Genomic DNA, 25,846 nt, shown 5'->3' with positions numbered 1-25,846 from the left:
AGGGATTTGGTTGAAGCCATATGGGAGAAACCGGCATTAGAGGAGCACATCGAGATCCCAAAAAATGTATACATAATTCTGGACAATGCTGGAGAAGCCCTGATAGATGTTGTTTTAGCAGAGATCATGAAAAGGAGAGGTCATGAGGTCATCATGGTGGTGCGCAAAGAAAGCTACGAGATAGATGTGCTGAGAGATGATCTGGAAGCTGAAGGGATAGAGATAATGGAGACTCAATGCAGTACACCTCCTGTTCTGCATGTCGATGGCTTCTTAATAGCCAAGGGAATAGCGAACTTGGAGGCATGCATAGAGCGCGGAGGAATGGAATCTCTGCACCTTTTCAGGGCAAAGTGCGATGTACTTGCGAGAATGTTCAAGGTGCCAAAGAATGCGCCCGTTATTATAAGTGGAAGTAAAGTGGAACAGTATCTTAAAGGATCCTGAGCCAGCAGATATTTACCCTTTCCTTAAATTTCAAATAACTTCAAGAAGACTTTTTATGCTATTATTCCACTATCGGTAATGAGAGTCAAACTGATCGCATCTCTTGGGCCCTCCACCAGAGATTATGACCAGATAAGGATGCTTCTAATGGAGGGAATCTCAGGCTTCAGGATAAACCTTGCTCATGGAGATCTAGCCTTCTGGAAAAGTCTGATAAGCTCTGTGAGAAGGGCTGAAGGTGACATCAAGAGACCAGTAGCAGTGATAGTGGATGTGAGAGGCCCATCTATAAGGCTCGGAAACTTCTCTAAAGCGATATCCGTGAAGGCTGGGGATAAGGTCACTTTCTCTCTGGATGAGTTCTCTCCCGAGGACAAAATAATCCCTTTTCCAAATGAGGAGGTAATGGAGAAAGTGAGAGAAGGAGATGTTTTCGTGATGGATGATGGAAGAATGAGATTTAAAATAATTAGCAGGGGAAAGAAATCATTTTTGGCCGAATCCCTGACAGATGGTGTATTAAAACCTGAGAAAGCAGTATCATTCCCAGAAAGAGAATTCAACATGCCCATTCTCACAGAGGATGATGTAAGTGGGTTGGAATCGATGTGCGATGAGGTTGACTATGTGGGTATAAGCTTGGTGAGAAAAGGAGAAGATATTCTCTATGTGAGAAACATTATAAATAAGTTAAATCCGGATATATACTTAATCTCCAAAATAGAAAATAAATCAGCTGTCGAGAACTTAGACTCGATAATAGGGCTCTCAGATGCCGTCTTGGTGGCAAGGGGAGATCTGGGAATGAACTTTGGTCTGGAGGAAATACCAATGCTCCAGAGAAGGATAGTTAGGGAGACATTGAGGATGGGAAAACCCGTTATAGTCGCAACTCAGCTATTGGAGTCGATGATGTCAAGTCCAGTGCCGACCAGGGCTGAGGTAGTCGATATAGCAAATGCTGTTGAGGAAGGTGTAGATGCTCTGATGCTAACAGGGGAGACTGCAGCCGGAAGCTATCCAATTGAGGCTGTGAAATGGCTGAAGAAGGTGGCTGAAAGAGCTGAGAGCTTCTATTCAATAAATGTAAACAGAATGGGGGAGAGCGTGAAGAGGAGATATGCAAAAGGGGTAGTAGAGCTCGCGGAAGATCTGGGAGGAAAGCTTCTTATATACTCAATGAAGGGGACTACAGCTGCTATAATCTCATCTTTAAGGCCAAAAACAAGGACTTATGTCGGAGTTCCATCAATCAAGGTAGCTAGGAAGCTTGCCATAATGTGGGGACTGGATACAAGAGTTATACCAGCAGATAGCTACTATGATGGCTTGGATAAGCTTTATACAGATCTTTTAAACGAAAAAGAGCTTAGTGAAGGAGAACTAGCTGTCCTAACATATGGATTAAGGGATTATGAGCAGGTGATAAGGGTGAGAAGAGTATCAACAGCAGATTCTCTCTGAAATTCTGTAAATTTATATAGTGGTGCTGTGCTGTAGCTCATGCTGACCATCACGCTTGAGGTTCTCGAGGTCAGGAAGGTGGATGAGGGAGTTGAGATGTTGCTGGGCAGGCCATCCAGCACGATTATGCAGGAATATCCCTCCCCTCAGAGTGAGGAGGAGGAGATGGCATTTGCTGTCATGAGGGCTTTTGAGAAGTATCTCAGGCTTCCAGTTCCCCAGAGACAGGTGTACTCTTTTGTGGTGAGGCTCTCAGAGGACGAGTACTCGATGCTGGGAAGGCCAACTGTCGGAGATGTAATTGAGATAAAAATGGAGATGAAGCATGATAAACAGGAGGAGATCCAATGAATTTCATTTTGATACTTCTTGTAGCCCTTCTGATCCTGCTTGCGGCAGTTAGAATTCTTGTCCTGAAGAAGAGCTGCCCTCTTTTATCCTTCCTCAGGAGATACTACCATCCAAAAAAGTTTAAGTATAAAAAACAGAGGGAATGATGTAGAGGGTGGTGAGCTGGCCTCCTACACCGATATAATAACTGTTAGAAGCAAAAACAGGATGGAAGTAATAGATATAACCGATCTGGTGGAGGATTCAGTCAGGAAATCGGGAATATCAAGTGGGATATGCCTAGTTCATCTTCCTCATGCAACAGCTGCTCTTATAGCAAATGAGAACGAATCGGGACTTATCAGGGATATAATCAGGAAGATAAAGGAGGAATTTGTCAGGGAAGGATGGGAACACGACAGAATAGATGACAATGCTCATGCTCACATAGCATCATCCTTCATAGGAGCTTCAAGGGCCTTCCCAGTTGTGTCCGGAAGGCTTATGAGGGGAACTTGGCAGAATCTTATGCTTGTCGAGCTTGATGGCCCTAGAGAGAGGAAAGTTGTTATAACAGTAGTTGGTGATTAAAAAGCATTAATCTATACAAGTTCTGTTTATATCCTGTTTACAATTCGTTTTCAAGTGGACACAGTTGTTGTGAGCGTTAGAGTGAAGAAGAGGGTAAAGGAGATACTTGAGGAGGCTGGTGTCGACATATCAGAGGAGGTTAAAAGATATCTGGAGGATCTTGCATGGAAGGTGGAGATGAGAAGATCATTGGAGGAGCTGGACAGAGTGCTGAGGAGGATTTACAGAGAATGAGGCTGTTCGATGGGAGCAGCTTGGAGGCATATATCCTCGGAAGAAGAGATGAAATAAAAGCTCTGCTGATGGATGGAGCATACATACTGGATATCTCCTTAACAAGAGTTCTATCAGCAGTAAGAGATGCCGAGAAAAGTGGTAAAATCGATTCATCTGCATCGGAAGAGCTCATTCAAGCGCTATCTAGGATACCATTCAGGAGAGTGGGGATAAAAAAGCACATTAAATCGGCCTTGGAGATATCTAGGATGGGGATGTCAGCAGAGAAATCCCTTTATCTTGCTGTTGCAAAAGAGAGAGGAATGGAGCTAGTTACCTGCGATGAGGAAATAGGAAGGGCAGCCAAAACCCTTGGAATAAAGTGCATAATCATTTAGGTGGCTCTGGCGGCCATTTGCTACAGTTTTCATAGAACCATGCCACGATATCTCCATCTTTAAGCCTGAAGTTGTCGGCTGAAACCTCTCCCAGAACCCATTTTCCATCTCTAAATACCCAGTACATCCAGTACATTGATCTACTTTTGTCATTGTTTATCCCGTTTATCGAGTTTACAAAGGCCCCATAAGTTCCTAAAGTGTAGTTAACTGATGCAACCTGCATTGTCGCGTTGAGAAGGGATGAGCCCAACGGAACAAGGGTTCCATTATGCCATCTCCTCGTCCCGTTCCCATAATCTATGAGAAGATTAACCTTAAGAACATATTTCATGCATTTAGCTGTTTCGCTAAGTTGATCCCTACAATAAGATAAATCTTGGCTGTATTTTGCTAAAACTCCGGCTAAAATCAGGATAACAACGAGAAGAGCTGATATGATGAGATCCTTTCTCTCCATGTAAGATCTAGGATGGATTATCCAGACATTATATAAAGATTTTTGTTCACATTTATATTTTTGTCTTTTCTTGAAGACAATATGAGCTTGTATGATCTCCTGACTTTGGTGAGGTCGAGAGCACCCGGTCCAGCTCCCAGTTTTAATATATTACATGTAGTTAAAACAGTTCTTATCCTCAGGGATGGACCAGCTGGAAGGGGATATCTTGCAAGAAAGCTTGGAATAGGGGAGGGAGCTGTGAAGAACATAGTAAGCAGGATGAAGAGAGAGGGCATTGTCAAGACAATGAGAGGAGGATGCCTTCTAACTGAGAAGGGAAGGAAAATTGCAGATGAGATCTCAAAATGGATAAAATCCGAGACAGAGCTTGAGGGAATAAGCCTGACCGTTGCCCCAAAGAACTATGCAATTTTGCTGAAGAACTCCGCTGATAAGATAAAAATGGGAGTTGAACAGAGGGATATAGCAGTTATATTTGGAGCATCTGGAGCAACAACTCTCATCTTTAGAAATGGAAAGCTGCTGATGCCACCGGATATAGACATATCCATCTACAACAGAAGGGATGCTGAGATAATACTGGGGAAATTGAGACCGGAGGAGGGGGATGTAATAGTTATAGGATCTGCATCTGATGAGATGAAAGCTATGTACGGAGCTCTTGCAGCGGCTATCTCCATCCTTATGCCTGATCTTCTTTCAAAAGCTTGACAACCTTTTTATAACACTGCTAAATACATCAAAAGCTTTAATAGCTTCATTTCTGTTCAGCTTTTCCATTCTGTGCTCTCCCTCGATGAGAAGAGGCCTTGAAAACACGAAGAATTCTACATCATTCAACCTGAAGGAGATGAATAGCATATCTGAGGAAGGTCCTTCCTCCTCGTCGAAAAATGATCTCAAGTTTTTCACCGGGCTAAGGTCTCTGAAGAAGCTTGTGAGGAAATCTATTTTAGAGGAATCATCCAGAAGCATAAGGGAGCTCATGATATCTGGATCAAGCAAATCCTCCATCCAAATGCTGAAGCTTATTGTCCAAGAACTGAACTCACTATTTTCTTCAGCAAGGAGAATCATTCTGTTTATCTTTGTTGCAGCATCCTCTTGGCATGCCTGTGTTCTTATCTCAACAAGAGTCAGACTTCCCTGATCTGATAGACCGGATATCCTCTTATACTCGACTTCATCTCCCTTTTCCTCCACAAGAAATGCTTTATCGAATTTAACTCCACCCAGAACAATAGGCCCTATGTACATCCCTCTCTCCAAGCCGGGCTTCATGGATCTAAGTGTTAAATATATTTTATTCATTTAGCAACACCTCTACTATATCCGGCACTTGGTAGAAGCTCTCGGCTGAGAACTCACCTCTCACCCTTTTACCAACAGATATGAAAAAACAACCAACTTTTCTGCTGGATTCGAGATCCATCTCTGTATCTCCAACGAATATGGATCTCTCTGGCACTCCCATGAGCTTTTCCATGACGATCTTCAACTGTTCCTCCCTGCTCAAGCTGATCTCTCTTGTGACAAAGGCATCGAAGAACTCAAGTACACCAAGTCTTCTCAGCGCAGTTAAGGCTGGATTGATCGCTTGAAGGGTGACAAGCCCAATTCTAAGGCCTAAATTTCTCAATCTAGTTAGTGATAAAATCAGCTTTTCATCCCTCTCAGCTCTCATAGCAGCCTCCATTTCAGCTGTTTCAACTATTTTAAAGGCGCTTTCTATTTTTTCTCTATCCCCGCCAGCTGCTACTGGAATGCTGGGTCCAAGCGGCTTTAATGGATGGCTCCACCCCATTGTTTTCCTTATCCTCTCTCTTAACTGATCCCAGTCTATTCCCAAGTCAACAAGAGTTCCGTCAAGATCCGTGATCAACAGCTCATATCTCACTGCATGCCCACCTCTACCTCATCCACGCTCCTCACAACGCATCCTCCCTCCTGCAGTGTGCTTGCAACTTTCTCATAGCAGATATCCTCCCCTCTAATTGTCACCTTGAGGGTCTCAGTCCTCGCATCCACCTCTGTCACAACAACTGTTACATTAGATATCCCGTCAATTTCACATATTTTTTTGGATATTTCAATTGTAGGAATCTCTCTGGGCTTGAGCACGTCCAGAAGAATCCTCTTTATGGAGGGCTTGCGTGAGCTCATATATGAGCTGGGGAAAGCCCAGCTAAAAATCTTGATACGAAAGTATATACTCTAAAATTATTTTAGAAACTTAGTTAGGTCCGAGAGGATCTCCCTAGAGGTTCTCCAAGATCTTCTCACTATCTCCGGCAGATCTCCATGCTCTTCCATGTATCTTTTCAGGAAAATAACCGTCCTTTTGTCGGAGGAATAACCGGATCCAATATCTCCGTATATCTCCCCATACTCTCTTATTATCTCATCTCTTCTTACCTTGGCAAGTATTGAAGCAGCACTTACGACGGGATATCTCCTATCAGCAAAGTTCTCAGCAATTACTTCCTTCCCTGTAAGCCTTTTAAGCATGTATCCGAATCTTTCAGGCTTTCTTCCGGGGGCATCAACTATTGCTATGTCAAAATCAAATTTTGATATTATGTATGCCATTTTTTTAGCTTCGAGTCTGTTCAGCCCTCTGCCCAGCACTGCGATATCTATCTCCTTGGGAGATATTTCCAAAAGCATATAATCTATGACAACATCTTTCACTTTTTCGGATAATTCTTTCCTTCTGTTGGGTCTGAGGAGCTTCGAGTCTCTAACTCCTATCTCCACAAGCTTCCTTATTGATTCCTCATCAGCTAAGACACCGCATATAACCATTGGACCTATTACAGGTCCTCTTCCAGCCTCATCTATTCCTAGATATCTCATCTAGCTTGAGGAGAACGATTAAAAATAAAATCTTATTGTCCTCACGATGAGATTTACAGTCCTCCTGCTATTGCTGCTGATTCAGGTAGCTCCTCTATCAGCGGAGTCCGTGATCAGAGTTGTGAATGAACATGGCCTTCCTGTCCCATTTGCCCTTGTTATGGTCGCCGATTATATGGGAAATATAAAGAGGATAACAGTGGCCAACTCAAGCGGCATTGCCTCAGTAAATGAGACTCAAGGTATTCTGTACGTGGCAAGTCCCGGCTTTATCTATGAGAGAGCAAATATCTCAAACGGAACTGTGGTTCTAAGGAAAGGATCTGACAGAAAAGTTGACCTGAAATACGGGTTTTACATTAATGACACCAAGTTGGACAGCTCTTGGCTTCCAGTAGGAAGGGATTTGTTCCTGAAGGTATATGGAAATTACTCAGGAAGCTATTTGATAGTTGTGAACTCCAGCTTGAGAATAGGGTATCATCAGGTGGGAATAGGGGCTGAGAGAAGCTCGCCGCAGCTTGCAGATGCCTTCATACTCAGGTCCGATAGCGAGACATACGGACTTATCCATGTGCTAGTATTCACAAAATCGGGCATGTATGCTGATATAACAATACCCGTGAGATTCTCAAAACCATTTACAGTCGAACAAGAGGGAGATACAGTCAGGATAAGGAGCGCTTATCCCACTGTGTGCTCTTTGACCTATGATGGAGTTAAGAAAGCCATAGAAGTAAGGGGAAATACCTCATTTTCCCTTCCTCCAGGGGTAAATGCATCCCTAGTCTGCGGAAAGGAGAGGTTTAACATAACTACTCCCGATATAATAGTTCCTCCAGAGCTTTTCCTTAGCTCTGGAATTGACCTGAACATCAGGATTGTGGGAAAATGCGAGCTGAGGTGGAATATATCAAATATATCAGGATTATCTAGTAATGGAACTATTAAACTATCAGATGATGATGTGAGAAAGCTAGGCCAAGGTTTCAGCGGATTCTTGGAGCTCTCATGCAACGGTGTGAGGAAGAGGATACCCGTGAGAACTCCAGCCATAGGTTTAAAACTGTTAAATCTCACGGATAAAAGTGCTCTTCTTGAGATAAACTCATCTGCTAGATGCACTCTGCTCTGGGGAGTTGGATCGATGAACAGATCCGAGGTCGTTGAAAGCGGGTTAAAGGAGCTGAAATTCAACGCAACATCAGGTGTATTCATGGCAAAGCTCCTTTGCGGAGTTTTCTCAGCCGAGGTCAATGGGACAATCCCGGAGAGAGTTGTAGCCGAGGAGAAACAGAGATACATAACTCCTCTGGCGACTGAAACGGCCTTAATAATCGTTCTTATAATATCCGTTTCTCTTCTTCTTATACTCCTAGTAATAAGAAGAACTAAAAGCCGGGAGAAATACCTGATGGAGCTTGAAAGGGAGTATAAAAGCGGCAGGATATCCAGAGCGGAATATCTAGTGAGGAGGGAGCTCTATGAGAGAAGAAAGAGGAGAAAGTAGGGTAATTTCATCAGCTTTAAGTGAGATAATAAGGGAGGAGGCATCCAAAATCGGCAGAAAAGTCAGGTTTATGAACTTCTGTGGCACTCATGAGTGGACAACTGTTCACTATGGGCTGAGAACTCTGATGCCCGGTAATGTTGAGCTAGTTGCAGGCCCCGGATGCCCGGTTTGCATAACTCCATCTTACTACATAGAGAAAGCAGTGGAGCTCGCTATGAGGGGAATAAGGGTATATTCCTTCGGGGATGCCTACAAACTTCCAGCTCTAAAGCCCATCAATGGAGCAAAAAGCCTGTCAGATGCAAGATCTGCTGGGGGAAATGTGTCAATTGTTTACAGCTTTCTCGATGCTGTCCAAGATGCTGAGGAATATAGAAGGGATTCTGTTTTCCTCGGAATAGGATTTGAGACAACAGCTCCAAGCTATGCAATTTTATTTTACAATAATAAAGTTCCTAGAAATCTGTTCTTCATGAGCGTGCTGAGGCTAACTCCTCCTGCTGCTAGGTATGCGCTGGAGTACGGTGCCAGTAAAGGGGAAAAAGTTGATGGGGTAATTGCACCAGGTCATGTTTCTGCAGTAATAGGGTCTGATCCCTGGATTTTTATAGCAAAGGATTTCGGTATACCTGCAGTCATATCAGGATTTGAGCCCATAGATGTGCTAGTATCAGTGGCCATGCTTCTCAGGATGCTCAACAGAGGAGAGGTAGATGTTAAAATAGAGTACAACAGGGTTGTAAAACCTCATGGAAACATTAAGGCAAAGGAGCTGATAAACAGGGTTTTTGAGGAAGAGGATGCATCTTGGAGAGGTCTTGGATTCATAGAAAGAAGCGGACTGGATTTATCGGATGGCTTCTCGGATAACAATGCATTTCTCCATCTTGTGGAGAAGCAGAAGGAGTGGAGCTATGACATGCCTCCTGGTTGTAAATGCGCTGAAGTTGTTCTTGGGGTTGCAAAGCCCACCGATTGTCCGATGTTCATGAAAGCATGCACTCCATCCAACCCATTCGGTCCATGCATGGTTTCCATGGAGGGGACATGCGCTGTATGGGCTAGGTTTGGGGGAGGAGGACTTGCTGATGAAGTTGCAAGGGAGATAGGAATATAAAAATAGAATTTATAAACTAGCAAGAACCAGACCTGTGCTGATAAAAATTCATAATATATTTTGATTATAGTTAAAAAAGAAAAAAGGAGAAGATGGGATATTATCCCCCGAACTGGACCTCATACGTCATTGCATCGTTATCCTTGTACCACCACCAGTACCACCCGTAGTCTTTGCCACTGATATCGTTTACATCCACACGAGGTGTATCGTACTGAACCGATCCTGCTTCATATGGGCTCACTGATATCGATAATGATAGTGAGTAGGGCCCTGATGGGACGCTAATGCCAACGCTTATGGATGTGCTGAGCGGAAGTTTGTTATCGCTGTCGTATACTGGCCAGAAGTTGATGGATCTGCTGCCCACAAAAGGACCACGAGCATACCCTGGAAGTGGTGAAGGTTCCTGATAGTATCCATCCATCTGAAGAGGTAATAGGCCTGCGATCTCCTGCGGATAGAGGAAGTCATACACATAGTAGACTGGATAATCCTCGTATACCCAATGTTCATACTTATAGAGTACAGATCCCCACACTATCGCTCTCTGACCACCTGATATAGAAGCTGTAGATTCACCAGTTGTAGAATATGTAAGCTTCTTTCCCTGCGATCCCCAGAAGCCTGCTGGACATGGCTTGCTTGGATCAGAATCTGTGGCGCATGCTGCACCCCATCCTTCCAGATACATTGCGGATGGGGGACTTGTATCAACTAATCTGAATGAAACGCTTAAACCTGGTATGCTGTTCAGGTATGTGAGCTTTGTTTTAGCTGCACAGTACCCAGTACCATCTGGTCCTACTGTGATGGAGCAGCTTGATTCAGCAGCTCCAAGGAGATCTTTTGATGAAGGCAATACCTTCCCAAGAGTTGCCTCTGGTTTTTTGAGCTCTGCTTTTATGTTCAAATCTGTTATGGGCTTCTCAACAGATGTCTGCAGTATCCTGCTGAAGCTGTACCCATTCGATGTAATTACCACGACTGCATACTCGGGGGAGTCATAAACAGCTTTTATCTCACCCTTTTCCACCTTAGCACCGGCCTGAATCATGTTTATGAAGTTCTTCACCGTGATCGTCGAGCCGCATGGAACCACACCTCTGTACACGATCTCTGTGTGTTTCGGATCCTTTGTTGGGTTATATGGAGTTGGGAACCTGTGCACAGCGAGGAAGCATTTCTCAGCTCCCTCCACCTTCGGAATTTCAACATTCAGTTTTATCAGTGCCTTTGGCTTTCCCTCAAGCCAGCTGTTGAAGAGAATGCTCAGATCGTCCTGTTGGCTGGCTGCTACTACCATGGGGAGGAGAAGGAGTATTACGGGAATGGCCCAGATCTTCCTCATATTGCCACCCCAATATTACAGCACCGGAAATAATATAAAGTTTTTTTTAATTATAGGCTTTATTAATTAAAAATTTAGCTAAGCGGGAGGAAGTGATATTCAACACGGTTCTCTTGATAGATTTTTAAGCTCTTATTCTCGGCTCTCCAAAGTGATGCTCATGTGCTGGGGGGTACCTGGGAAGGTAGTCAAGGTAGAGGGATACTCAGCGATAGTGGATTTCGGTGGAGGGTCGAAAAGGGAGGTTCTGCTTGTTGTTGATGATGTGAAGGAGGGGGATTTTGTCGTAGTTCATGCCGGGGCTGCGATAGAGAAAATCGGAAGGGATGAGCTAGAGGAGCTGATGGGCTACTATGTTGAGATGGCAGATGATCCTGAGACAAAGGAAAGAATAAAGGAGGTGATGAAGGAGTGGCTGGAAAGGTGACGCTCGCTCATGGTGCTGGGGGAAAGGAGACAGAGGAGATAGTCGATAGGTTGATAGTCAGAAGAGTTCCGGAGGAGCTAAAGAGAGCTATGAACGGAGTGGGACTTGATCTCCTCGATGATGGAGCATCCCTATTTATAGAAGGAATTCATCTAGTGGTATCCGTGGATTCCTATACCGTGAAGCCGATAAACTTTCCCGGCGGAAATATAGGGGCACTTGCCGCAACTGGAACGATAAACGATGTGGTAATGATGGGAGCTAGGCCCGTGGCCATGCTGGATTCCATTGTAGTTGAGGAGGGCTTCGATGAGAAGTTGCTTGATGACGTCATAAAGTCCTTCATGGAGGTGATAACAAAAGAGAGAGTTTCATTGATAGGAGGGGACTTCAAGGTGATGCCCAGGGGCTCTGTAGATGGGATTGTGATCTCAACTACAGGAATAGGCATTGCTAAGGAGGATGAGCTGATAACTGACAGGGTCAGAGAGGGAGACAGAATAGTAGTGACGGGGCATTTGGGGGACCATGGGGCAGTAATACTTGCCCTTCAGCAGGGCATAAGCCTTGAAAGCTCATCTTTAAGGAGTGATCTAAGGCCTCTAACCGGTCTTCTTGATGTATTCAGGAAGTTCAAGGGAAAAATTCATGCTGCTAGGGATCCCACAAGGGGAGGGCTTGCAATGGTCTTGAACGACTGGGCAAAACAGAGCGGGAAAATAATAGTGGTTGATGGATCGAAAATCCCTCTCAGGGAACAGGTTGCCTCTTATGCTGGGATGCTCGGGATAGATCCTCTTTTTCTAGCTAGTGAGGGTCAGGCAGTTATAGCTGTCGATGGAAGCGTATGCGATGAACTTCTGGACGAGCTTAGAAAATCAGGCTTTCCGGATTCCTCTGAGATAGGTGAGGTCAGGAGAGCGGAGAGATTTAAGGGAATAGTTCTTTATAAAAGTGAAGTAGGGGGTCACAGAATTCTAGAGCCCCCATCGGGAGAGATAGTCCCGAGAATCTGCTGATTTTCCTGCTGTGTCAAATCAATAAGGCTATTCGACAAAAAAGTTTTTATTCTCCTAGTTCAGCAGATCTTATGGCTCAACTCAGGGATTATATAGAGCTTACCAAGCCCAAACAGACATTTCTTCTCCTCCTGACATCGATATTCGCCTATCTCACGAATATAAGTTCTATAAGTATTGTTAATGCTGTTCACTTGATAGCAAGCATGCTTCTCTCAATATCCGGAACAACAGCAATGAATATGGCCTTAGAAGCAGATATAGACTCCTTGATGAGGAGAACTTCCTCAAGACCCATTCCTCAGGGCCGTCTTACTCCCTCAGAGGGGTTGATATTCGGCATTGTTTTATTTCTTTCAGGCCTCTCCGTATCGCTCCTGATAAACATCTATGTGGCAGTAGCCGTGATGCTGGGCCTCATATCAGACATATTTCTCTACACTTTATGGCTTAAGAGAAGAAATCCAATGTCAATAGTGCTCGGAGGGATTGCAGGAGGAGCTCCAGCTCTGGCTGGATGGGCTGCATCCTCCGGCAGGATAGACCTTCAGGGCGTGCTCATGGCCCTCACTGTGATGCTGTGGATACCTGCTCACATATGGTACATAGCAATATACTATAAGGAGGACTATGAGTTAGCAGGGATACCCATGCTTCCCGTTGCATATGGAGTTGAACGGACTGTGAAAACAATAATAGCAGCTCTTTCTCTGCTTACAGCAGTGGAGCTAGCGATGTTTGTCATGAAAATGTTCGGTTTTGTGTTTCTTATCCTATCTCTGCCCTTCACATTATTCCTTCTATACAAATCAGTTGTCTACTTGAGGGATCTGAGCAAAGAAGGAGCTAGGAAGATGTACAAAATGGCGAGTCCCCTCATAGGAATTATATTCATAGCGATGTTCATCGATAACTTGGTCAAGACTTTCCTTTCATCCTTATGAGAACAGCTATGATGACAAAAGCAATTATTACAAGAACAACAGCAATCTCAACTGGAATTGGCAATTGCCAAGACTGTAGTTGTTGCTGAGGCTGCTGTTCGCATGGGGTATTTGTTCCGCTCTGCCCAGATGTGCTGTGAGCTAAATTCATCCCTATACAATATTTTCCCCTTCCAGCCTCGCCTACATTCACCTGCTTTATTATACCATTTCCGTCAACTACAAGAACAACTGGAATATATTCTATTCCGAATAATTTTGCAAATGTATAATTCTCAGATAAAAAGTACCATCCGTTGGCAGCGTACTTCTTGAATAGATCATAATCTCTTGTGCTGTTTCCGCCTAATCCAGCCAGTATGGCTATATCTCCTCCCCTTGAGCATTGATTCCAAGCAGCAGCAAGTTCGGGTAGCTCCTTATTGCAGTGAGGGCACCAATATGCATAGAAAACTATAAGGACAGTTCTCCCGGTCAAAGAGCTGCTTTTAATTGTACAGTTTTTTCCATCAGCCCCCACTACTGTGAGGGTGAATTCAGGAATTTTGCTTCCCTCTTTAGGCTCTGCTAGGACTTCGATAGATGTAAAAACTATCAGAATTAGGAGAAGGATTACATGCAATCTCAAGATACCACCTCATATCTCTCCGGTCTCATGCTTATTAAACCATATATGAGACCTGTGACGAACCCTCCTACATGAGCTGATACATCTACGTTTGGCATGAATCCGCCAGCTAAGACAAAAAGAGCGACTATTATGCTGCTGAAACCTATTTTTCCTGTTATCCTGTATTCATATGCCATTATGAACCCAAATAGACCAAGAATTGCGCCTGAAGCGCCCACTCCTATCGATATAGAGTTCGCCAAGTAGGATATCAGAAGGGATAGCAAGTTCCCGAATATGCCGGATGCCATGTATATGAGGAGAAATCTCCCTGATCCAAGCCCTTTCTCAAGGATATTTCCGAAAATGTAGAGAGCGTACATGTTCAGCGCTATATGTACTATGTTTGCATGTAGAAACATGGATGTCACTAGGGTGGCTGGATTTGATATTATGTTGAGCAATGAGTTTCCCCACTCTATTATGATGCTTTTATATGCCTCCAGTAAATCTGAGGTGAGAAAATAAGCAAAGAGATTTATGGCTATAAGAGCAGCTGTTGCATTTCTCTCATCCCTTCCTCTTGCAATAAAGAAAGCTAATATTCCGATAGCAGCGCTCAGAAAGATGTTCATCTAATCACCTGTAAGGGACTCTCGAATTCACTTGTGGGGTAGTTCGGGTCCCAGATGCTCTGTTGTTCATATATTTAACTTTTTGTAGCGCAGTTCCATTGTCAGCTATAAGATCTAGCTGGGGAGAAGCAACTTGATAAAGGATTTAGCAGATTTAAACGGGAATTTCAAGCCTACTGCTAGCGATTTCATGATACCTGCCCCTTTTAGGATGGAGCTTGATTGGAAATCTGTGGAAAACCCATGAATCTCACCTAGCATCGAGAAAAGAAAGTCAATCTCCCTGTCGCTCATAGAATCCATCATGTTTCTCATAAGTTCCCCTATTACAATCTCCTTTCCCAGCAGGGACCACCATCTTCTTTCATATTCTCTCAGTAAATTCTTCCCTGTCTCCATAGATCTGATGATCTCCTCTGCTAATATCCTCGATGCCTCTGATATGTAAAAGACCCCTCCCCTGCTGAGGGGCTTAACTTGGCCTGCAGAATCGCCTATAAGTGCTAGATTCCACTTAACAAATCTTCTCATTGTTTTTGTAGGTATTACTCCGCCCAGAACTCTTGAAAACTGTCTCACCTGAGAGGAGGCCCATCTGAACGCCTCATCTCCTTTTCCTATGGCTCCTGAGTAGAAAATTCCTCCTCTCGGATGAAGCCATGAGAACAGGCTTCCTCTTCTTATCCTCACTATATATCCGTTCTTTGGTCCCTCATCTGTGACTAAATTAACCCCAGTCAAAAGAGGCATGTCCTCATGAAAAACTCTTCTTAGAGTTGATTTTGCACCATCAGCTCCTACTATAAACCTGAACTTTATCTCCTTTTTTCCCTCTTGGTCCATTACTACTGCTTTTTCTCTTCCTTCCAGCTCCAAAAACCTAACTCCAGTGAGAAGCTCTGTCCCCCTTCTTACAGCTTCCTCCGAGATCTCCTTATCCATTCTCTCCCTGTCCAAGACAAGAGCAGAAGCATCAGTCCTGAGAATAATGCCACCTGGAGATATCAACTTTGCCCAGTTTATCCTGTCAACTATCCAGCTTGACTTCCTGAAGGGGAGCCTCTCCCATGCATCAAGCCCAATTATGCCGGAACAATGGGGTCTAACCACACTTTTTCTGGCCTCTATCTGTATTACATCTACTCCATTTGATGAGAGGAGCATCGAAAGAGTGGAACCCGCTACACCAGCTCCAACCACTAGGACATCACATCTCACTTGAGCTCCTCCTTTATCCTCAGCATCGTCTCCTTATCCACCTTCTCCAGATAGTAGACCTTATCTCCAACTATAAAAGCTGGGATATATCTTATCTCCAGCTTCTCCACATACTCCTCGCCCTCAGGACTGTTCAACATAACCTCCTTTATCTCAATCCCCAGCTCTTCCGCTATTCTCTTGGCCTCAGCTATTATTTCATTTCTCCTGCAATTTGGGTGGCTTATGGCTATCAAACATCCCTCCTCCAAGGAGCTCTCACGAATTTGTACACACATGGCCTCTGGCTTGTGTCTTTGGAGACCATCTGCATGCTTATAAGCTTGTTGAGATATCTCCTAGCTGTTGCCTCGCTCCTCTTTATCTCATTTGCAACCTCTGTTGCTGTCATTGGCCCTTTCTCCTCAAGCAAAGCCAGAACTTTGTACATAGGATCCCTCATATAGTTCTCCTTCTCCATCTCACTGCATCCCTTCAGCATCTCCTCCATCACGCGGAGCCTTGCCTCCTTTCTGGCGAGATCCCTTACCATAACCTCAATTCTCTCCCTCAATTTCGATGTCATTGTGTGGGATTCCCTGTACTTGTAATATCCCTTGATAGCATCTGCAATAGCAGTGAGGGCCAGTGATACTATCTCGCTCAGCTGATTGTCAAAGATCTCAGCCAAGGCAGATATATCCTCGTTGCTGAACCTCTTTCCTGCGTAAAAAACAACATCGTTCACGAAGTTCTCCCTCAACTTCCGCCTCTCGATATTGATTATGTCCATGAACTTCCTAGTGGAAAGAGATACAGCATCATCCGATGCTTCTTCAACAATACTCCCCAGATCCGAAAGATATTTCCCATAATACTCGGAATAAAGGTCCCTTTCTATCTCATCAACAAGCTTTGAACTCGAATTTGTTTCATTTTTGCGGTTCATTGGATTTCATCCTCCCACGGGGAGCAGAAAACTTAGCATATGTCTACTTAAAATCTTAATGTTGTTTTCTTTCCAATTTGAAGTCCACTCTAACCTTCCATGTCCTAGGGGAATAGCTTGAGACCCTCCTCCTTTCAAGGACAGTTGATGAAAATCCGAGTTTTTCGGCTTCTTCCCTTACTAGTATCTCTGCTTTCTCGAACGCATCCTCCCCTCCCCAGTAATAGAAATGAAGCTCTCCTCCCAAGTTTTTCAGGCATTTTATAGCTATGTCTAAGAAATGGTATGCGTGAAGCGGAAGCGGCATTATAACCCTGTCAAACATGCCGAAGAACCTCGGGCATACATCTCTCACATCTCCAAGCACAGCTTCAACCCTTCCCTCCATCTTGTTTATCCTTATGTTCTCCAAGAAATACTTGTAGGCCACCTCATTTATCTCAACCCCTATTACATGGGCCTCTGGCTGTCTCTTTGCCACAGCAAGGGCATAAGGTCCAACTCCTGCAAACATGACAAGCACTTCCTCCCCCGGTCTCACTTTACTAGCAATCCTCTGCCTCTCCTCTCCTTCTCTTGGGGAGAAATAGACAAATCTTGGATCAAGCTTTATCCTTATTCCGTACTCGATGTGGACAACTTCGGTGTCCTCAGACCCCTTTACAAGCCTCAGCTTTCTCAGCCTAGTATCTCCTTCCCTAGGGCTCTCCTCTAGAAGAACAGATTTAACGTTCTTGTGCCTTCTCATTATCTCCTCAGCTATCTCCTCTGGATTTCCCTCATAGTTCATCTTTATTACAGCAACAGCTTTCTCCCTAGATCCTATTATGTCGAAGCTGTACTTCATCTCTTTTAGTATCAGCTGGTAATTATAAAAGTGGGTGCCCAGAAAACCCAGAGCTAAAGCTCTGGGATGAATGGGCAAAGCTTAAATACAAGCTTCTCCTGAAATCAATGGCTCGGATGTTCCGAGTCCGTGAGGGAGGTGGGGGAGGCAAGACGCCTTTAGCCCATGCCTTAACGAGAGGCATGGGATGGGGGAGCTGTGAGCCCCCCCGAACCAGCAGATGAGGGGAAAGGCGCAAAGCCTGCCCTAAACGCTGGAAGCTCCCGACTTTAGTCGTGGAGCAGCTCACAGAACTTTACTTCCCCTGTAAAAATAAAAGTAATTCAGGCAATGCTTCTGAGTGAGAATACAGAAAAATTTGACAGTAAAAGGCTTTATTCGCCGAACCTAGAACTAGATATCATCTCATCAATAAGAGGACGAAAAGCCCAGCTAGATTTATGATACTTCCCAAGACGAATGGAACCCAGTGTCCCATGCCCCAAGTTAATCCAGCAAGAAGATTTCCAATCGAGCTTACGAGAAATGTGATGGAATCTAAGGAGCCTATTGCTGTTGCAACCTCTCTTTCGGATATTCCGACAAGAATCATCCTCCTAGCTGGAAGATCCATGGCTCCAACAATTCCTTGGACTAGCATTAGAGCAGCTATTGTGCTCATGTCTTGGATAAATGGATACATCCACCAGACAGCGCTCGATGCAGCTAGGTGATATATCAGCATCTTCTTTCCTCCTATTTTATCTGTTATCTTGCCGAGTGGTATCATGCCTATCAGATTCCCAAGGCTCCATATCGATAGAATAAGCCCTATTTGAGAGTCATTCAGCTTTTGATCTGCCCTTGCAACAAGAGGTATGAAGGTATACGACATTGTGAAGCCTATTCCATGCAGGGATAAAGCGATTGCCAAGCACCTTAAATACCTGTTTTCAGCCATTATCCTCACTCCTCTAACGAGATCTCCTATTACATCAGTTTTTCTATCTCTTTTTTCATCCCAAAACCACAATCTCACCATAATAGCTGCTATAAGGGAGAGAAAGGAGCTCAGAAGAAAAGCTGCTCTGTATCCGTACCCCTCTATTATAATTCCGGCAGCTGTCTGCCCTATGATCTGTCCTACTGTGACGAAGAAGTAATAGAGGCTGAAAGGCATTGCCTTCCCGCTGTTGGATATATCAGACACAAGAGCTATGGCTGCAGGATTGTATACAGCGGATCCAACCCATATCAAGAGCACGAGAAGTGCTGCTAAAATTTGATTTTTGGTGAAGGAGAGAAGAAAGGACGACAAAGCTCCTAGGAGAAATCCAATAAACATCGGGATGGATCTCCCGACTCTATCAGCCATGGCTCCAGATCCCATCGATGAAATTCCGTATCCAAAACGGGTTATAGTCATGGAAAGGCCTATGAGAAATGCAGACATCCCTATGTCCTTGAAGTAGAGAACTATAAGAGATGTGGCCACATAAAAGCTGACATTGAACACCATAGCTGTCAAAGAAAGCCCTACTAGCCCTCCTCCTCTGTTTTGCACAGTCCGAATTTCAGTGTTGATTTTTAACCTTTGCTGAGAAAAGCTTATAAGTTTAGGTAATGCGAGCTGACGGTGCCAATGAGCAACATAGAGACATTCCCTGAGCTCATAAAGTTGCATGGCCTGCTCTCAGTAATAGAAGACGATCTAGCTGATGGAAGAGCTCCTGATGAGAGGATACTGAAGAGAGCAATTAAGAGGATCAGAAAGATCAGGAAGGATGAAAATATGTCCCTTCTTCTCACCTCCTCCATACCTCTCTCATTCCTCCTAGAGGATGAAGGAAGCGAAGCTGCTCTAAAGGAGATGAGAAAAGCAATAGAAAGGACGATAATAATGTCCAAGTTCCGAGGAATAAGGTCAAAAATAGGACTTAACAGGCCAACGCGCTATGTAATGACTTATCCTATAGAGAAAGCTGCTAAAGCATTTGAATTCATCGAAGGAATTAAACCAGTTGTCCTCACGGCACCTCACTCATCTCCTCCACTTCAGGACAAGAAGATAACAGCAATAGCTAGGGAGATAGCAAGAATCTCAGGAGCACATCTTCTTCTATCCAAGGTATCTAGAATTTTTGTTGATTACAACAGATACAGCTCCAGGATATATCCTGCTAGGGTTTTTCTGGAGAGAGTGATACTGGAGAAGAGGATAAAGGGAATAATAGATCTACACTCATCCAACAGACTCGAATATGATGTGGAGATAGGATGTTTTTCAGGTCAGACAATTCCTAGGTCTGTTCTTAAGACTTTGGAGGAGTGTCTAAAGAGCAATGGTGTGAAGTACACAAAAGAGGGCAGATTTGGAGGGGATATTGTGTGGTTTCACTCAATCCTGCCAGATGCATGGGGAGTTCAAGTGGAGATCTCCACCAATGCTAGGGAAAATAGAGTTGTAAAAGCGTTAATTAATTTTGTGGAGAGGCTCTAAATGCAGGTGCTTGTGGGCCTTGAGGAGGAGCTATTCCTCCTGAACAAGATGGGCTTCCTATCCAGATTCTCAGAGATTCTCCTGCATAGATTGGTTAAGGATCTCAGCGGGGATAGAGATAGGCTGGAAAAGGCAAGAAAATACCTGATGGGCATTCAGTGGGAGCCAAATCCGAGCCAAATAGAGTACGTTACCAGGCCAATGGGCTTTTCAGAGCTGGAAGAAGCTGTTAAATTCTCTAGAAAGCTGATAGCAAGAGCAGCCATTAGGACAAACCAGCTTATATATGTCGGAAGCGTCCATCCAGTTGAGAGCAATCCGCTTCCTCTGAACGGTACTCATGTGAATGTATCTATTTCCTCCAACGGCACACCATCAAACAAGCTGCTAGCTGCAATTTACATGCACATCAGAAACCACCTTCCAGAGATAATAGCTGTGACTGCAAACTCCCCCATAATGAATGGCCGAATACATGGGCTTGGAAGCGCAAGAATGATGTACAGCAGGGTTCTCAAGCCATCAGGTCCTGTGATAATGAGAAAAAGGCCCGTGAGCTTCATTCCATGGAGGGAGAGGAGCAAAACAAGGTATGGAGTCATTTTCAGGAAAATGAAGCTTTTCAAATCGGAATTGGTGTTCGATCCAACTGGAGATAGGCTCAAGGAGATAGCGATAAGAGGGCCGAGCACTAACATACCTGAGGATATTCACACAACCAAGAGATCAAGCAGAGTAGAAGTGAGGGGAGTGGATAATCAAGCAACCGAGGAGTACCTCCTTGACACAGCCCTGATAATAGCGGGACTTGCTTACGAGGCAGCTGTACTAGTTGGAAAAGGTGTGAAGATAAGAGAAAGAAAAAACCTACAAAGGAACAGAAGCAGGGCTATAAGGCACGGAATAGAGGCTGAGTTTATCCTAGATGGAGGAGAAAGGGTGAAGGCAAGGGATTCATTTCTCCTGATGATGGACAGGATAAAGGAGTACATAGACTCCATCGGATCCATGAGCTCAGGCCTGAAGGAAGGAGTTCCTGAGATAATCAGAATTGGAATGCCGGAGATAGTGGATCAGGAGAAGTTCTCAAAGCTTGAGGAGAAGAACAGAGTTGTGACTACAATCCGCCTCTCCGGAGGAAGGGATGGGATCAGCTTGACAGGGGAAAGATTTCATGTAACGGGCGAGGTGAAGGGTCTGCTCTTTCCTGAGTACTCCCTTAAGTTCAGGGAGGAAAACGGGATTGTCAGGAAGTTCGATAGGATAGAGAAGAGATACTGGCTTCTCTCAAAGGAGGGATATATACCTCTAATGGAGTCGGATGATATAATTAAGGCGATCACGCCCATTGGACACATGGCGAAGATCTTGGAGAAGCTAGGTGAGAGCTGATGCTCTACTACTATCCCTATGCAAGTTTTGATTTTCTCCTCGGGGAGGATGGTTTGTACTTTATAGAGGCAAATGCGGTCTCAGCAGGACTTTACTATACAGAGATGTTGGCTAAGCATGTTGCAAGGAGAAGACCTGACCTAAGGGATAACCTAATAGGCTTGACTATAATGGAGGATTTCATAGAGCTTTGCTCCAATTACCATCTTTGGCTGACAGGAAAAAGGTTGAGAACACTTGGTATATCAGTTCCAGACAACTGGAAGAGCTATCTTGGGATAGAAAGAATAGAACTGAAGCAAACTGCAGAGAAAATGGGATTTAAAGCTGTTTTTATAAGAAAAAAGAGCTCTGCAATAATAGGCTCAACTCTTGTGTCGTTTGAGGAAGGAGGTGAAGTAATACCAGACTTAGTGGTGAGAAGGACCTTTAAGTTTCCAATTGGGATAAAACAGCCTGTTATAAATCCAAGCGAGGCTGGAATAGTGACAGGAAGCAAGTGGAGGACTTATAAAGCTGTAAAAGAGGTGACAAAGATGATACCGGAGCTAAAACAGCCTGAAACTCACCTTGTCAAGAGCTTTGATGAGCTTGAGGAGGCCTCCTCATCGATAATAAGCAGGGGGAAGGAGGTTGTGATAAAGCCCTCAAACGAGTTCGGAGGGAGAGGAATTACTATTATAAGAAACTTTAATGATCTGAAAATATTGAGAAATAATATTGATTTCACTAAACCATACATAGTGCAGGAGAGAGTGAGGACATACCCGATAAGATTTGAGGATGGAAAAGTATACCCATTCGACATGAGAGTTTATGCTCTCAACGGAAGGATAGCCGGTGCTCAGATAAGGAGGAGCAGTTCTGAGGACAAGATAGTGACTAATATATCAGCAGGAGGGCATCTTGCACCTCTTTTACTGGATGGCGATGATATAGAATCTGTTCCCATAGGGAGAACGGAATTCAGATTTCCAAACAGGGTTATAATAGTGGATGGAGTCGGTGTGATCCTAGATAGACGTACATCAGAGCTGCTAAGAAGGGCATCAATGCTGATAAGCAGTGAGATAGAGAAAGCAGTGAGGGAAAAAGTGTTAGCCAAGAAGGCTGAGGGAGTACATGAGAAAAGCAGCTCCCATGACTATAGCAACATTGTTGACCAGCTTCAGTAGGACATGAAGGCTTGGACCTGCGGTATCCTTGAGCGGATCCCCAACTGTATCCCCTATAACTGCTGCCTTGTGTTCATCTGTTCCCTTCCTTCCGCTTCTCTCGATGAACTTCTTTGCATTGTCCCAGGCAGCTCCTCCCGTGTTCATTAGGAATGCAAGCATTATTCCAGATGCTGTAACTCCTATAAGGAAGGCTCCTGCTGCCACTGGACCGAGAAGGAAGCCTACTACAACAGGTGCTGCTAAGGAGACAAGTCCAGGAACTATCATCTCCTTTTGAGCCGCTCTTGTGCTTATATCAACACATCTTGCATAATCTGGCTCATTCTTACCCTCTAGTATTCCGGGTATCTCCCTGAACTGCCTCCTTACCTCCTTTATCATCTCAAAGGCAGTTCTCCCCACAGCTCTTATAGCTCTGCTGGAGAAGAAGAATGGAAGAGCTGCACCTGTTATCAAGCCTATCAGCGTTCTTGGCTCTATTAAATTGAATTGTGTTATTTTTACAACATCAACATATGCTTGGAACAGAAGAAGAGATGCCATGACAGCGCTTCCCATCGCAAATCCCTTTGCAAGGGACTTTGTCGTGTTGCCAGCAGCATCAAGAACATCCTTCACCTCGCTTCCAACTTCCTCCTCTATCCCTCCCATCTCTATTATCCCGCTTGCATTGTCTGCTATTGGTCCATAGCCATCCATAGCTAGAATTATACCTGTCAGGGACAGCATTCCTATTGTTGCAGCGACTGTTCCATATATTCCAGCATAATGTGGATCTATCCCATTTTCAATGCCAAATAGGCTTCCAAGATAGTAAGATGCTCCAAGTGCCACGAGGACTGCTATCGTCGGTATAACTGGGGCCTCCATCCCAACAGCCAAGCCAGACAGTATGGTTGTTGCAGGTCCAGTCTCCGTTGACTTAACTATCTCCTTCACTGGACCATGAATCTCAGTGTAATATTCTATTGCCACCTCTATTGCCAGTGCTGCAAACATTCCGAGCAGGGATGATATGTACAAGTATATGTGTCCCTTTCCAAACCAAGATGTCACAAAGTAGAATATAACCGCTGTTGTCAGGACGGATGCTATCAGAGCCCTCCTCATGGAAGCTATTGGCATCTCGCCCTCCTTAGGCTTAACAAAAACAGATCCTATCAGGGTTCCGATTAATCCCGAAGCTCTTGCGACAAGGGGGAAGAATATGAAGTACATGTTTCTCGTTATCGTGTAGAGAGATGCCCCTATTATCATAGATCCTATGTTCTCAGCTGATATGGACTCAAATAGGTCAGCTCCTCTACCAGCACAGTCGCCTACATTGTCCCCGACATTATCAGCTATAACAGCTGGGTTTCTTGGATCGTCCTCCGGTATCCCTGCTTCCACCTTTCCCACTAGATCTGCCCCTACATCAGCTGCCTTCGTGTATATTCCTCCTCCCAGCTGTGCAAATAGGGCAGCAAGGCTGGCCCCGAACCCAAACCCCATGACCAGTGTCGGCACTTTATCCACATTGCTCCATCCATTTAACATCCAGTATAGGTAGAACATTCCAGCCACGCCTGCAAGGCTCATTGAGACCACCATAAGGCCTAAAACAAGCCCTCCCATGAATGATACCGTCAAGGGTTTTGTTTTGCTCTCCCTAGCTGCTTGTGCTGCTCTTGTGTTGGTAAGGGTAGCTGCATCCATTGATACGTAGCCAGCTAGGAGTGAGGATATCGTGCCCAGCATGAAGGAGGCAGATACGAAGGGAATTCCTTTATTCATAGCTACATCCAGTCCATATATTAGTACTGTTAACACTGCGAGAACCAGCATTATCACTTTGTACTGCCTGTTCAGGTATGCAATAGATCCTTTTCTTATTGCATTGCTTATCTTCACCATCCTCTCAGTTCCAGGATTCATTCTCGATATGAGATACCTCAAGAGAAGTGCTATTGATATGCCCAGCACAACCGAAATTGCAATTATAGGCTCCCAAGGGAGCATTTTTCTCACCCTTATTTTATAGCGGTGAAGGGAAGTAGTTAATATAAAAAGCTTGCTGATAAGCGGGTGGTATTATGTCCGTGCCAAGCATAATTGTGAACTTCAAGGCATTTAGGGAATCGATGCATGAGGGTGCTTTTGAGATAGCTAGAGCTGCTGAGAGGGTGAGCAGGGAGACTGGAATTAGCATAGGAGTGGCCCCTAATTATATAGATGCATATTATATAGCTAAAAATTTTGATATACCTGTGCTCCTGCAACATGTTGATCCAGTGGATTTCGGAGCTTATACAGGCCAAATACCTGTTGAATCCCTTGTTTTATACGGATTTAAGGGTTCTCTTGTCAATCACAGCGAGAGAAAGCTGAGGATAGATGAGATAAGGAGAATAGTGAGCAAAATGAATGAGCTTGGGCTTATCTCGGTTGTCTGCAGCTCTGATAACATGGAATCCGTTGCTCTATCAGTTCTTAAGCCCTCTGCAGTGGCAGTGGAGCCTCCAGAGCTTATAGGAACCGGAATTTCAGTGTCAAAAGCGAAGCCAGAGGTGGTGAGAGAAGCCGTGGATCCGATAAAGAGGATGGGAAATGTAAGAGTGCTTTGCGGGGCTGGAATAACAACAGCAGATGATGTCAGAAAGGCTTTAGAGCTTGGGGTTGATGGAGTCCTGCTTGCAACAGCAGTTACGAAGAGCAGCAATCCAGAAGGTAAACTAATGGAGCTCGCAGGAGCATTCAAATTTTAGAGTCATTCTGGTTTCTCAGCTCCTAGCGTATGTATCCCTTGTTCCCTCAAATTTATAATTTTTGTAAATTAATATGTATACACATTAAGGAGATGCCTTAAGAAAAGTGATAAGAGAGGATCAGATGTCAAGATGTTCTCTATTTAAGGTCAGGACACTAAAAATAAGAGGAAGATCAGAGCAATATGTGCTAGTAGCACGCATGTCGATCCTGCATCACATGCTTCTTGAAGTTATGCTATTTGAAGATGTGCAGGATTATAGGCAGAACTCTTGCTGTATTATTCATTAAACTGTTATAGGGTTTCCCTTAACACTTAGGACTTCTTCGTAATGTTTTAAGTAACTCTTGAATAGAGCTTCTAGAAAAAATTTTATTTATCCATACCTACTTAATAGGGATCTATCATGAGAACCACAATTTCCGTGATAAAAGCGGATGTTGGAGGCCTTGCAGGCCATCATATAGTGCCGGATCAGCTTCTGGATATTGCAAGAAGGTCCTTGGAGGAGGAGAGGAAAAAAGGGGTGATAGAGGACTTCTATGTGACATCTGTTGGGGATGATCTTCAGCTCATAATGACCCATAGAAAGGGTGAGGACAGCAAGGAGATCCATGAGATAGCCTGGAATACATTTAAGAGGGCTGCTGAAGCAGCAAAGGACATTGGACTAT

The 25,846-nt window shown here is 44.3% G+C and carries 32 protein-coding genes; 18 read left to right on the top strand and 14 right to left on the bottom strand.

Annotated features, from left to right (window positions below; all coding sequences use genetic code 11):
• The 7 genes from D6D85_RS13595 to D6D85_RS13570 all read left to right on the top strand — a co-directional run.
• On the top strand, nucleotides 1-447 hold a 447-nt coding region (locus D6D85_RS13595), incomplete at its 5' end, for an ARMT1-like domain-containing protein (RefSeq protein WP_237558862.1).
• 78 nt (nucleotides 448-525) lie between these two features.
• Nucleotides 526-1,911 carry a pyruvate kinase gene (gene pyk / locus D6D85_RS13590; RefSeq protein WP_125672578.1) on the top strand — a complete coding sequence of 462 codons (1,386 nt, stop codon included), beginning with the start codon at nucleotides 526-528 and terminating at the stop codon, nucleotides 1,909-1,911.
• Between the two features lie 39 nt (nucleotides 1,912-1,950).
• Entirely contained in the window at nucleotides 1,951-2,262 is a 312-nt protein-coding gene (locus tag D6D85_RS13585; protein WP_125672577.1) for a hypothetical protein, read from the top strand.
• A complete protein-coding gene (locus D6D85_RS16520; RefSeq protein WP_161969891.1) occupies nucleotides 2,259-2,408 on the top strand; it encodes a hypothetical protein in 150 nt (49 codons plus the stop codon). The genes D6D85_RS13585 and D6D85_RS16520 overlap by 4 nt, the downstream gene beginning before the upstream one ends.
• A 61-nt stretch (nucleotides 2,409-2,469) precedes the next feature.
• Complete coding sequence (locus D6D85_RS13580) at nucleotides 2,470-2,832, top strand: secondary thiamine-phosphate synthase enzyme YjbQ (RefSeq protein WP_237558861.1); 363 nt, start codon at nucleotides 2,470-2,472, stop codon at nucleotides 2,830-2,832.
• A gap of 54 nt (nucleotides 2,833-2,886) precedes the next feature.
• The gene (locus tag D6D85_RS13575) at nucleotides 2,887-3,066 is read left to right on the top strand and encodes a VapB-type antitoxin (protein WP_125672575.1); all 180 of its coding nucleotides are present in this window, start codon (nucleotides 2,887-2,889) and stop codon (nucleotides 3,064-3,066) included.
• Nucleotides 2,997-3,446: a type II toxin-antitoxin system VapC family toxin gene (locus D6D85_RS13570; RefSeq protein ID WP_161969890.1), complete on the top strand. Its 450-nt coding sequence runs from the start codon at nucleotides 2,997-2,999 to the stop codon at nucleotides 3,444-3,446. Before D6D85_RS13575 ends, D6D85_RS13570 begins: the two co-directional genes overlap by 70 nt.
• Here the strand turns inward: D6D85_RS13570 and D6D85_RS13565 are convergent.
• Nucleotides 3,439-3,906, bottom strand: coding sequence for a DUF4430 domain-containing protein (locus tag D6D85_RS13565; protein WP_125672573.1), 468 nt, complete (start codon nucleotides 3,904-3,906; stop codon nucleotides 3,439-3,441). The two genes, D6D85_RS13570 and D6D85_RS13565, sit on opposite strands and share 8 nt — an antisense overlap.
• Before the next feature lie 81 nt (nucleotides 3,907-3,987).
• Here D6D85_RS13565 and D6D85_RS13560 point away from each other — a divergent pair, with 81 nt between their 5' ends.
• Nucleotides 3,988-4,620, top strand: coding sequence for a DUF4443 domain-containing protein (locus D6D85_RS13560; protein WP_125672572.1), 633 nt, complete (start codon nucleotides 3,988-3,990; stop codon nucleotides 4,618-4,620).
• Here D6D85_RS13560 and D6D85_RS13555 read toward each other — a convergent pair.
• The 4 genes from D6D85_RS13555 to rnhB are packed head-to-tail and all read right to left on the bottom strand — an operon-like array spanning nucleotide 4,609 to nucleotide 6,765.
• Nucleotides 4,609-5,220 carry a hypothetical protein gene (locus D6D85_RS13555; RefSeq protein ID WP_125672571.1) on the bottom strand — a complete coding sequence of 204 codons (612 nt, stop codon included), beginning with the start codon at nucleotides 5,218-5,220 and terminating at the stop codon, nucleotides 4,609-4,611. The two genes, D6D85_RS13560 and D6D85_RS13555, sit on opposite strands and share 12 nt — an antisense overlap.
• Nucleotides 5,213-5,806, bottom strand: coding sequence for an HAD family hydrolase (locus tag D6D85_RS13550; RefSeq protein WP_125672570.1), 594 nt, complete (start codon nucleotides 5,804-5,806; stop codon nucleotides 5,213-5,215). Before D6D85_RS13550 ends, D6D85_RS13555 begins: the two co-directional genes overlap by 8 nt.
• A complete protein-coding gene (locus D6D85_RS13545; protein WP_125672569.1) occupies nucleotides 5,803-6,072 on the bottom strand; it encodes a DUF211 domain-containing protein in 270 nt (89 codons plus the stop codon). The genes D6D85_RS13550 and D6D85_RS13545 overlap by 4 nt, the downstream gene beginning before the upstream one ends.
• A 57-nt stretch (nucleotides 6,073-6,129) precedes the next feature.
• Nucleotides 6,130-6,765, bottom strand: a complete 636-nt coding sequence (gene rnhB / locus D6D85_RS13540; protein ID WP_125672568.1) for a ribonuclease HII — start codon at nucleotides 6,763-6,765, stop codon at nucleotides 6,130-6,132.
• Nucleotides 6,766-6,811: 46 nt separating this feature from the next.
• Here rnhB and D6D85_RS13535 point away from each other — a divergent pair, with 46 nt between their 5' ends.
• Together D6D85_RS13535 and hypD are read left to right on the top strand one after the other, a co-directional pair.
• Nucleotides 6,812-8,275, top strand: a complete 1,464-nt coding sequence (locus tag D6D85_RS13535) for a hypothetical protein (protein WP_125672567.1) — start codon at nucleotides 6,812-6,814, stop codon at nucleotides 8,273-8,275.
• Nucleotides 8,250-9,395: a hydrogenase formation protein HypD gene (gene hypD / locus D6D85_RS13530; RefSeq protein WP_125672566.1), complete on the top strand. Its 1,146-nt coding sequence runs from the start codon at nucleotides 8,250-8,252 to the stop codon at nucleotides 9,393-9,395. Before D6D85_RS13535 ends, hypD begins: the two co-directional genes overlap by 26 nt.
• A gap of 100 nt (nucleotides 9,396-9,495) precedes the next feature.
• Here hypD and D6D85_RS13525 read toward each other — a convergent pair whose 3' ends face one another.
• Nucleotides 9,496-10,746 (bottom strand): hypothetical protein, encoded by a 1,251-nt coding sequence (locus D6D85_RS13525; RefSeq protein WP_125672565.1) that lies wholly within the window; start codon nucleotides 10,744-10,746, stop codon nucleotides 9,496-9,498.
• Between the two features lie 154 nt (nucleotides 10,747-10,900).
• Here D6D85_RS13525 and D6D85_RS13520 point away from each other — a divergent pair, with 154 nt between their 5' ends.
• From D6D85_RS13520 to cyoE, 3 genes are all read left to right on the top strand, one after another.
• Nucleotides 10,901-11,173 carry a HypC/HybG/HupF family hydrogenase formation chaperone gene (locus D6D85_RS13520; RefSeq protein ID WP_237558860.1) on the top strand — a complete coding sequence of 91 codons (273 nt, stop codon included), beginning with the start codon at nucleotides 10,901-10,903 and terminating at the stop codon, nucleotides 11,171-11,173.
• The gene (gene hypE, locus D6D85_RS13515) at nucleotides 11,158-12,192 is read left to right on the top strand and encodes a hydrogenase expression/formation protein HypE (protein WP_125672564.1); all 1,035 of its coding nucleotides are present in this window, start codon (nucleotides 11,158-11,160) and stop codon (nucleotides 12,190-12,192) included. Before D6D85_RS13520 ends, hypE begins: the two co-directional genes overlap by 16 nt.
• Nucleotides 12,193-12,263: 71 nt before the next feature.
• Nucleotides 12,264-13,136, top strand: coding sequence for a heme o synthase (cyoE, locus tag D6D85_RS13510; protein WP_125672563.1), 873 nt, complete (start codon nucleotides 12,264-12,266; stop codon nucleotides 13,134-13,136).
• Here the strand turns inward: cyoE and D6D85_RS13505 are convergent.
• The 7 genes from D6D85_RS13505 to D6D85_RS13475 form a co-directional block, all read right to left on the bottom strand.
• On the bottom strand, nucleotides 13,111-13,764 hold the full coding sequence (locus D6D85_RS13505) for a peroxiredoxin family protein (protein WP_161969889.1): 654 nt from the start codon (nucleotides 13,762-13,764) through the stop codon (nucleotides 13,111-13,113). The two genes, cyoE and D6D85_RS13505, sit on opposite strands and share 26 nt — an antisense overlap.
• Entirely contained in the window at nucleotides 13,761-14,381 is a 621-nt protein-coding gene (locus tag D6D85_RS13500; RefSeq protein ID WP_125672561.1) for a rhomboid family intramembrane serine protease, read from the bottom strand. The genes D6D85_RS13505 and D6D85_RS13500 overlap by 4 nt, the downstream gene beginning before the upstream one ends.
• Before the next feature lie 114 nt (nucleotides 14,382-14,495).
• Entirely contained in the window at nucleotides 14,496-15,599 is a 1,104-nt protein-coding gene (locus tag D6D85_RS13495; RefSeq protein WP_125672560.1) for an NAD(P)/FAD-dependent oxidoreductase, read from the bottom strand.
• The gene (locus tag D6D85_RS13490; protein WP_125672559.1) at nucleotides 15,596-15,835 is read right to left on the bottom strand and encodes a hypothetical protein; all 240 of its coding nucleotides are present in this window, start codon (nucleotides 15,833-15,835) and stop codon (nucleotides 15,596-15,598) included. The genes D6D85_RS13495 and D6D85_RS13490 overlap by 4 nt, the downstream gene beginning before the upstream one ends.
• Nucleotides 15,832-16,527 carry a helix-turn-helix domain-containing protein gene (locus D6D85_RS13485; RefSeq protein ID WP_125672558.1) on the bottom strand — a complete coding sequence of 232 codons (696 nt, stop codon included), beginning with the start codon at nucleotides 16,525-16,527 and terminating at the stop codon, nucleotides 15,832-15,834. The genes D6D85_RS13490 and D6D85_RS13485 overlap by 4 nt, the downstream gene beginning before the upstream one ends.
• A 55-nt stretch (nucleotides 16,528-16,582) precedes the next feature.
• Nucleotides 16,583-17,374 carry a class I SAM-dependent methyltransferase gene (locus D6D85_RS13480; protein ID WP_125672557.1) on the bottom strand — a complete coding sequence of 264 codons (792 nt, stop codon included), beginning with the start codon at nucleotides 17,372-17,374 and terminating at the stop codon, nucleotides 16,583-16,585.
• A gap of 400 nt (nucleotides 17,375-17,774) precedes the next feature.
• Nucleotides 17,775-18,917 (bottom strand): MFS transporter, encoded by a 1,143-nt coding sequence (locus D6D85_RS13475; protein ID WP_161969888.1) that lies wholly within the window; start codon nucleotides 18,915-18,917, stop codon nucleotides 17,775-17,777.
• Between the two features lie 78 nt (nucleotides 18,918-18,995).
• Between D6D85_RS13475 and D6D85_RS13470 the strand changes: the two genes are divergently transcribed.
• Genes D6D85_RS13470 through D6D85_RS13460 form a run of 3 tightly spaced genes read left to right on the top strand, consistent with a single transcriptional unit; the run spans nucleotide 18,996 to nucleotide 22,420 of the window.
• Nucleotides 18,996-19,853: an N-formylglutamate amidohydrolase gene (locus D6D85_RS13470; protein WP_125672555.1), complete on the top strand. Its 858-nt coding sequence runs from the start codon at nucleotides 18,996-18,998 to the stop codon at nucleotides 19,851-19,853.
• The gene (locus D6D85_RS13465) at nucleotides 19,854-21,245 is read left to right on the top strand and encodes a glutamate-cysteine ligase family protein (RefSeq protein WP_125672554.1); all 1,392 of its coding nucleotides are present in this window, start codon (nucleotides 19,854-19,856) and stop codon (nucleotides 21,243-21,245) included.
• The gene (locus D6D85_RS13460) at nucleotides 21,245-22,420 is read left to right on the top strand and encodes an ATP-grasp domain-containing protein (RefSeq protein WP_125672553.1); all 1,176 of its coding nucleotides are present in this window, start codon (nucleotides 21,245-21,247) and stop codon (nucleotides 22,418-22,420) included. The genes D6D85_RS13465 and D6D85_RS13460 overlap by 1 nt, the downstream gene beginning before the upstream one ends.
• On the opposite strand, the gene D6D85_RS13455 is transcribed toward D6D85_RS13460, so the two are convergent.
• Entirely contained in the window at nucleotides 22,343-24,424 is a 2,082-nt protein-coding gene (locus D6D85_RS13455) for a sodium-translocating pyrophosphatase (RefSeq protein ID WP_125672552.1), read from the bottom strand. The genes D6D85_RS13460 and D6D85_RS13455 overlap by 78 nt on opposite strands.
• A 74-nt stretch (nucleotides 24,425-24,498) precedes the next feature.
• Here D6D85_RS13455 and tpiA point away from each other — a divergent pair, with 74 nt between their 5' ends.
• Nucleotides 24,499-25,170: a triose-phosphate isomerase gene (tpiA, locus tag D6D85_RS13450; protein WP_125672551.1), complete on the top strand. Its 672-nt coding sequence runs from the start codon at nucleotides 24,499-24,501 to the stop codon at nucleotides 25,168-25,170.
• A gap of 408 nt (nucleotides 25,171-25,578) precedes the next feature.
• Nucleotides 25,579-25,846, top strand: a 268-nt coding sequence (locus tag D6D85_RS13445) for a fructose 1,6-bisphosphatase (RefSeq protein ID WP_125672550.1), incomplete at its 3' end; no start/stop codon positions are given.

The sequence above is a fragment of the Candidatus Methanodesulfokora washburnensis genome (assembly GCF_003947435.1).
Taxonomy (GTDB): Archaea; Korarchaeota; Korarchaeia; order Korarchaeales; family Korarchaeaceae; genus Methanodesulfokora; species Methanodesulfokora washburnensis.
Note: the sequence above shows the minus strand (reverse complement) of the source record. Positions and strands in the feature narration are given on the sequence as shown.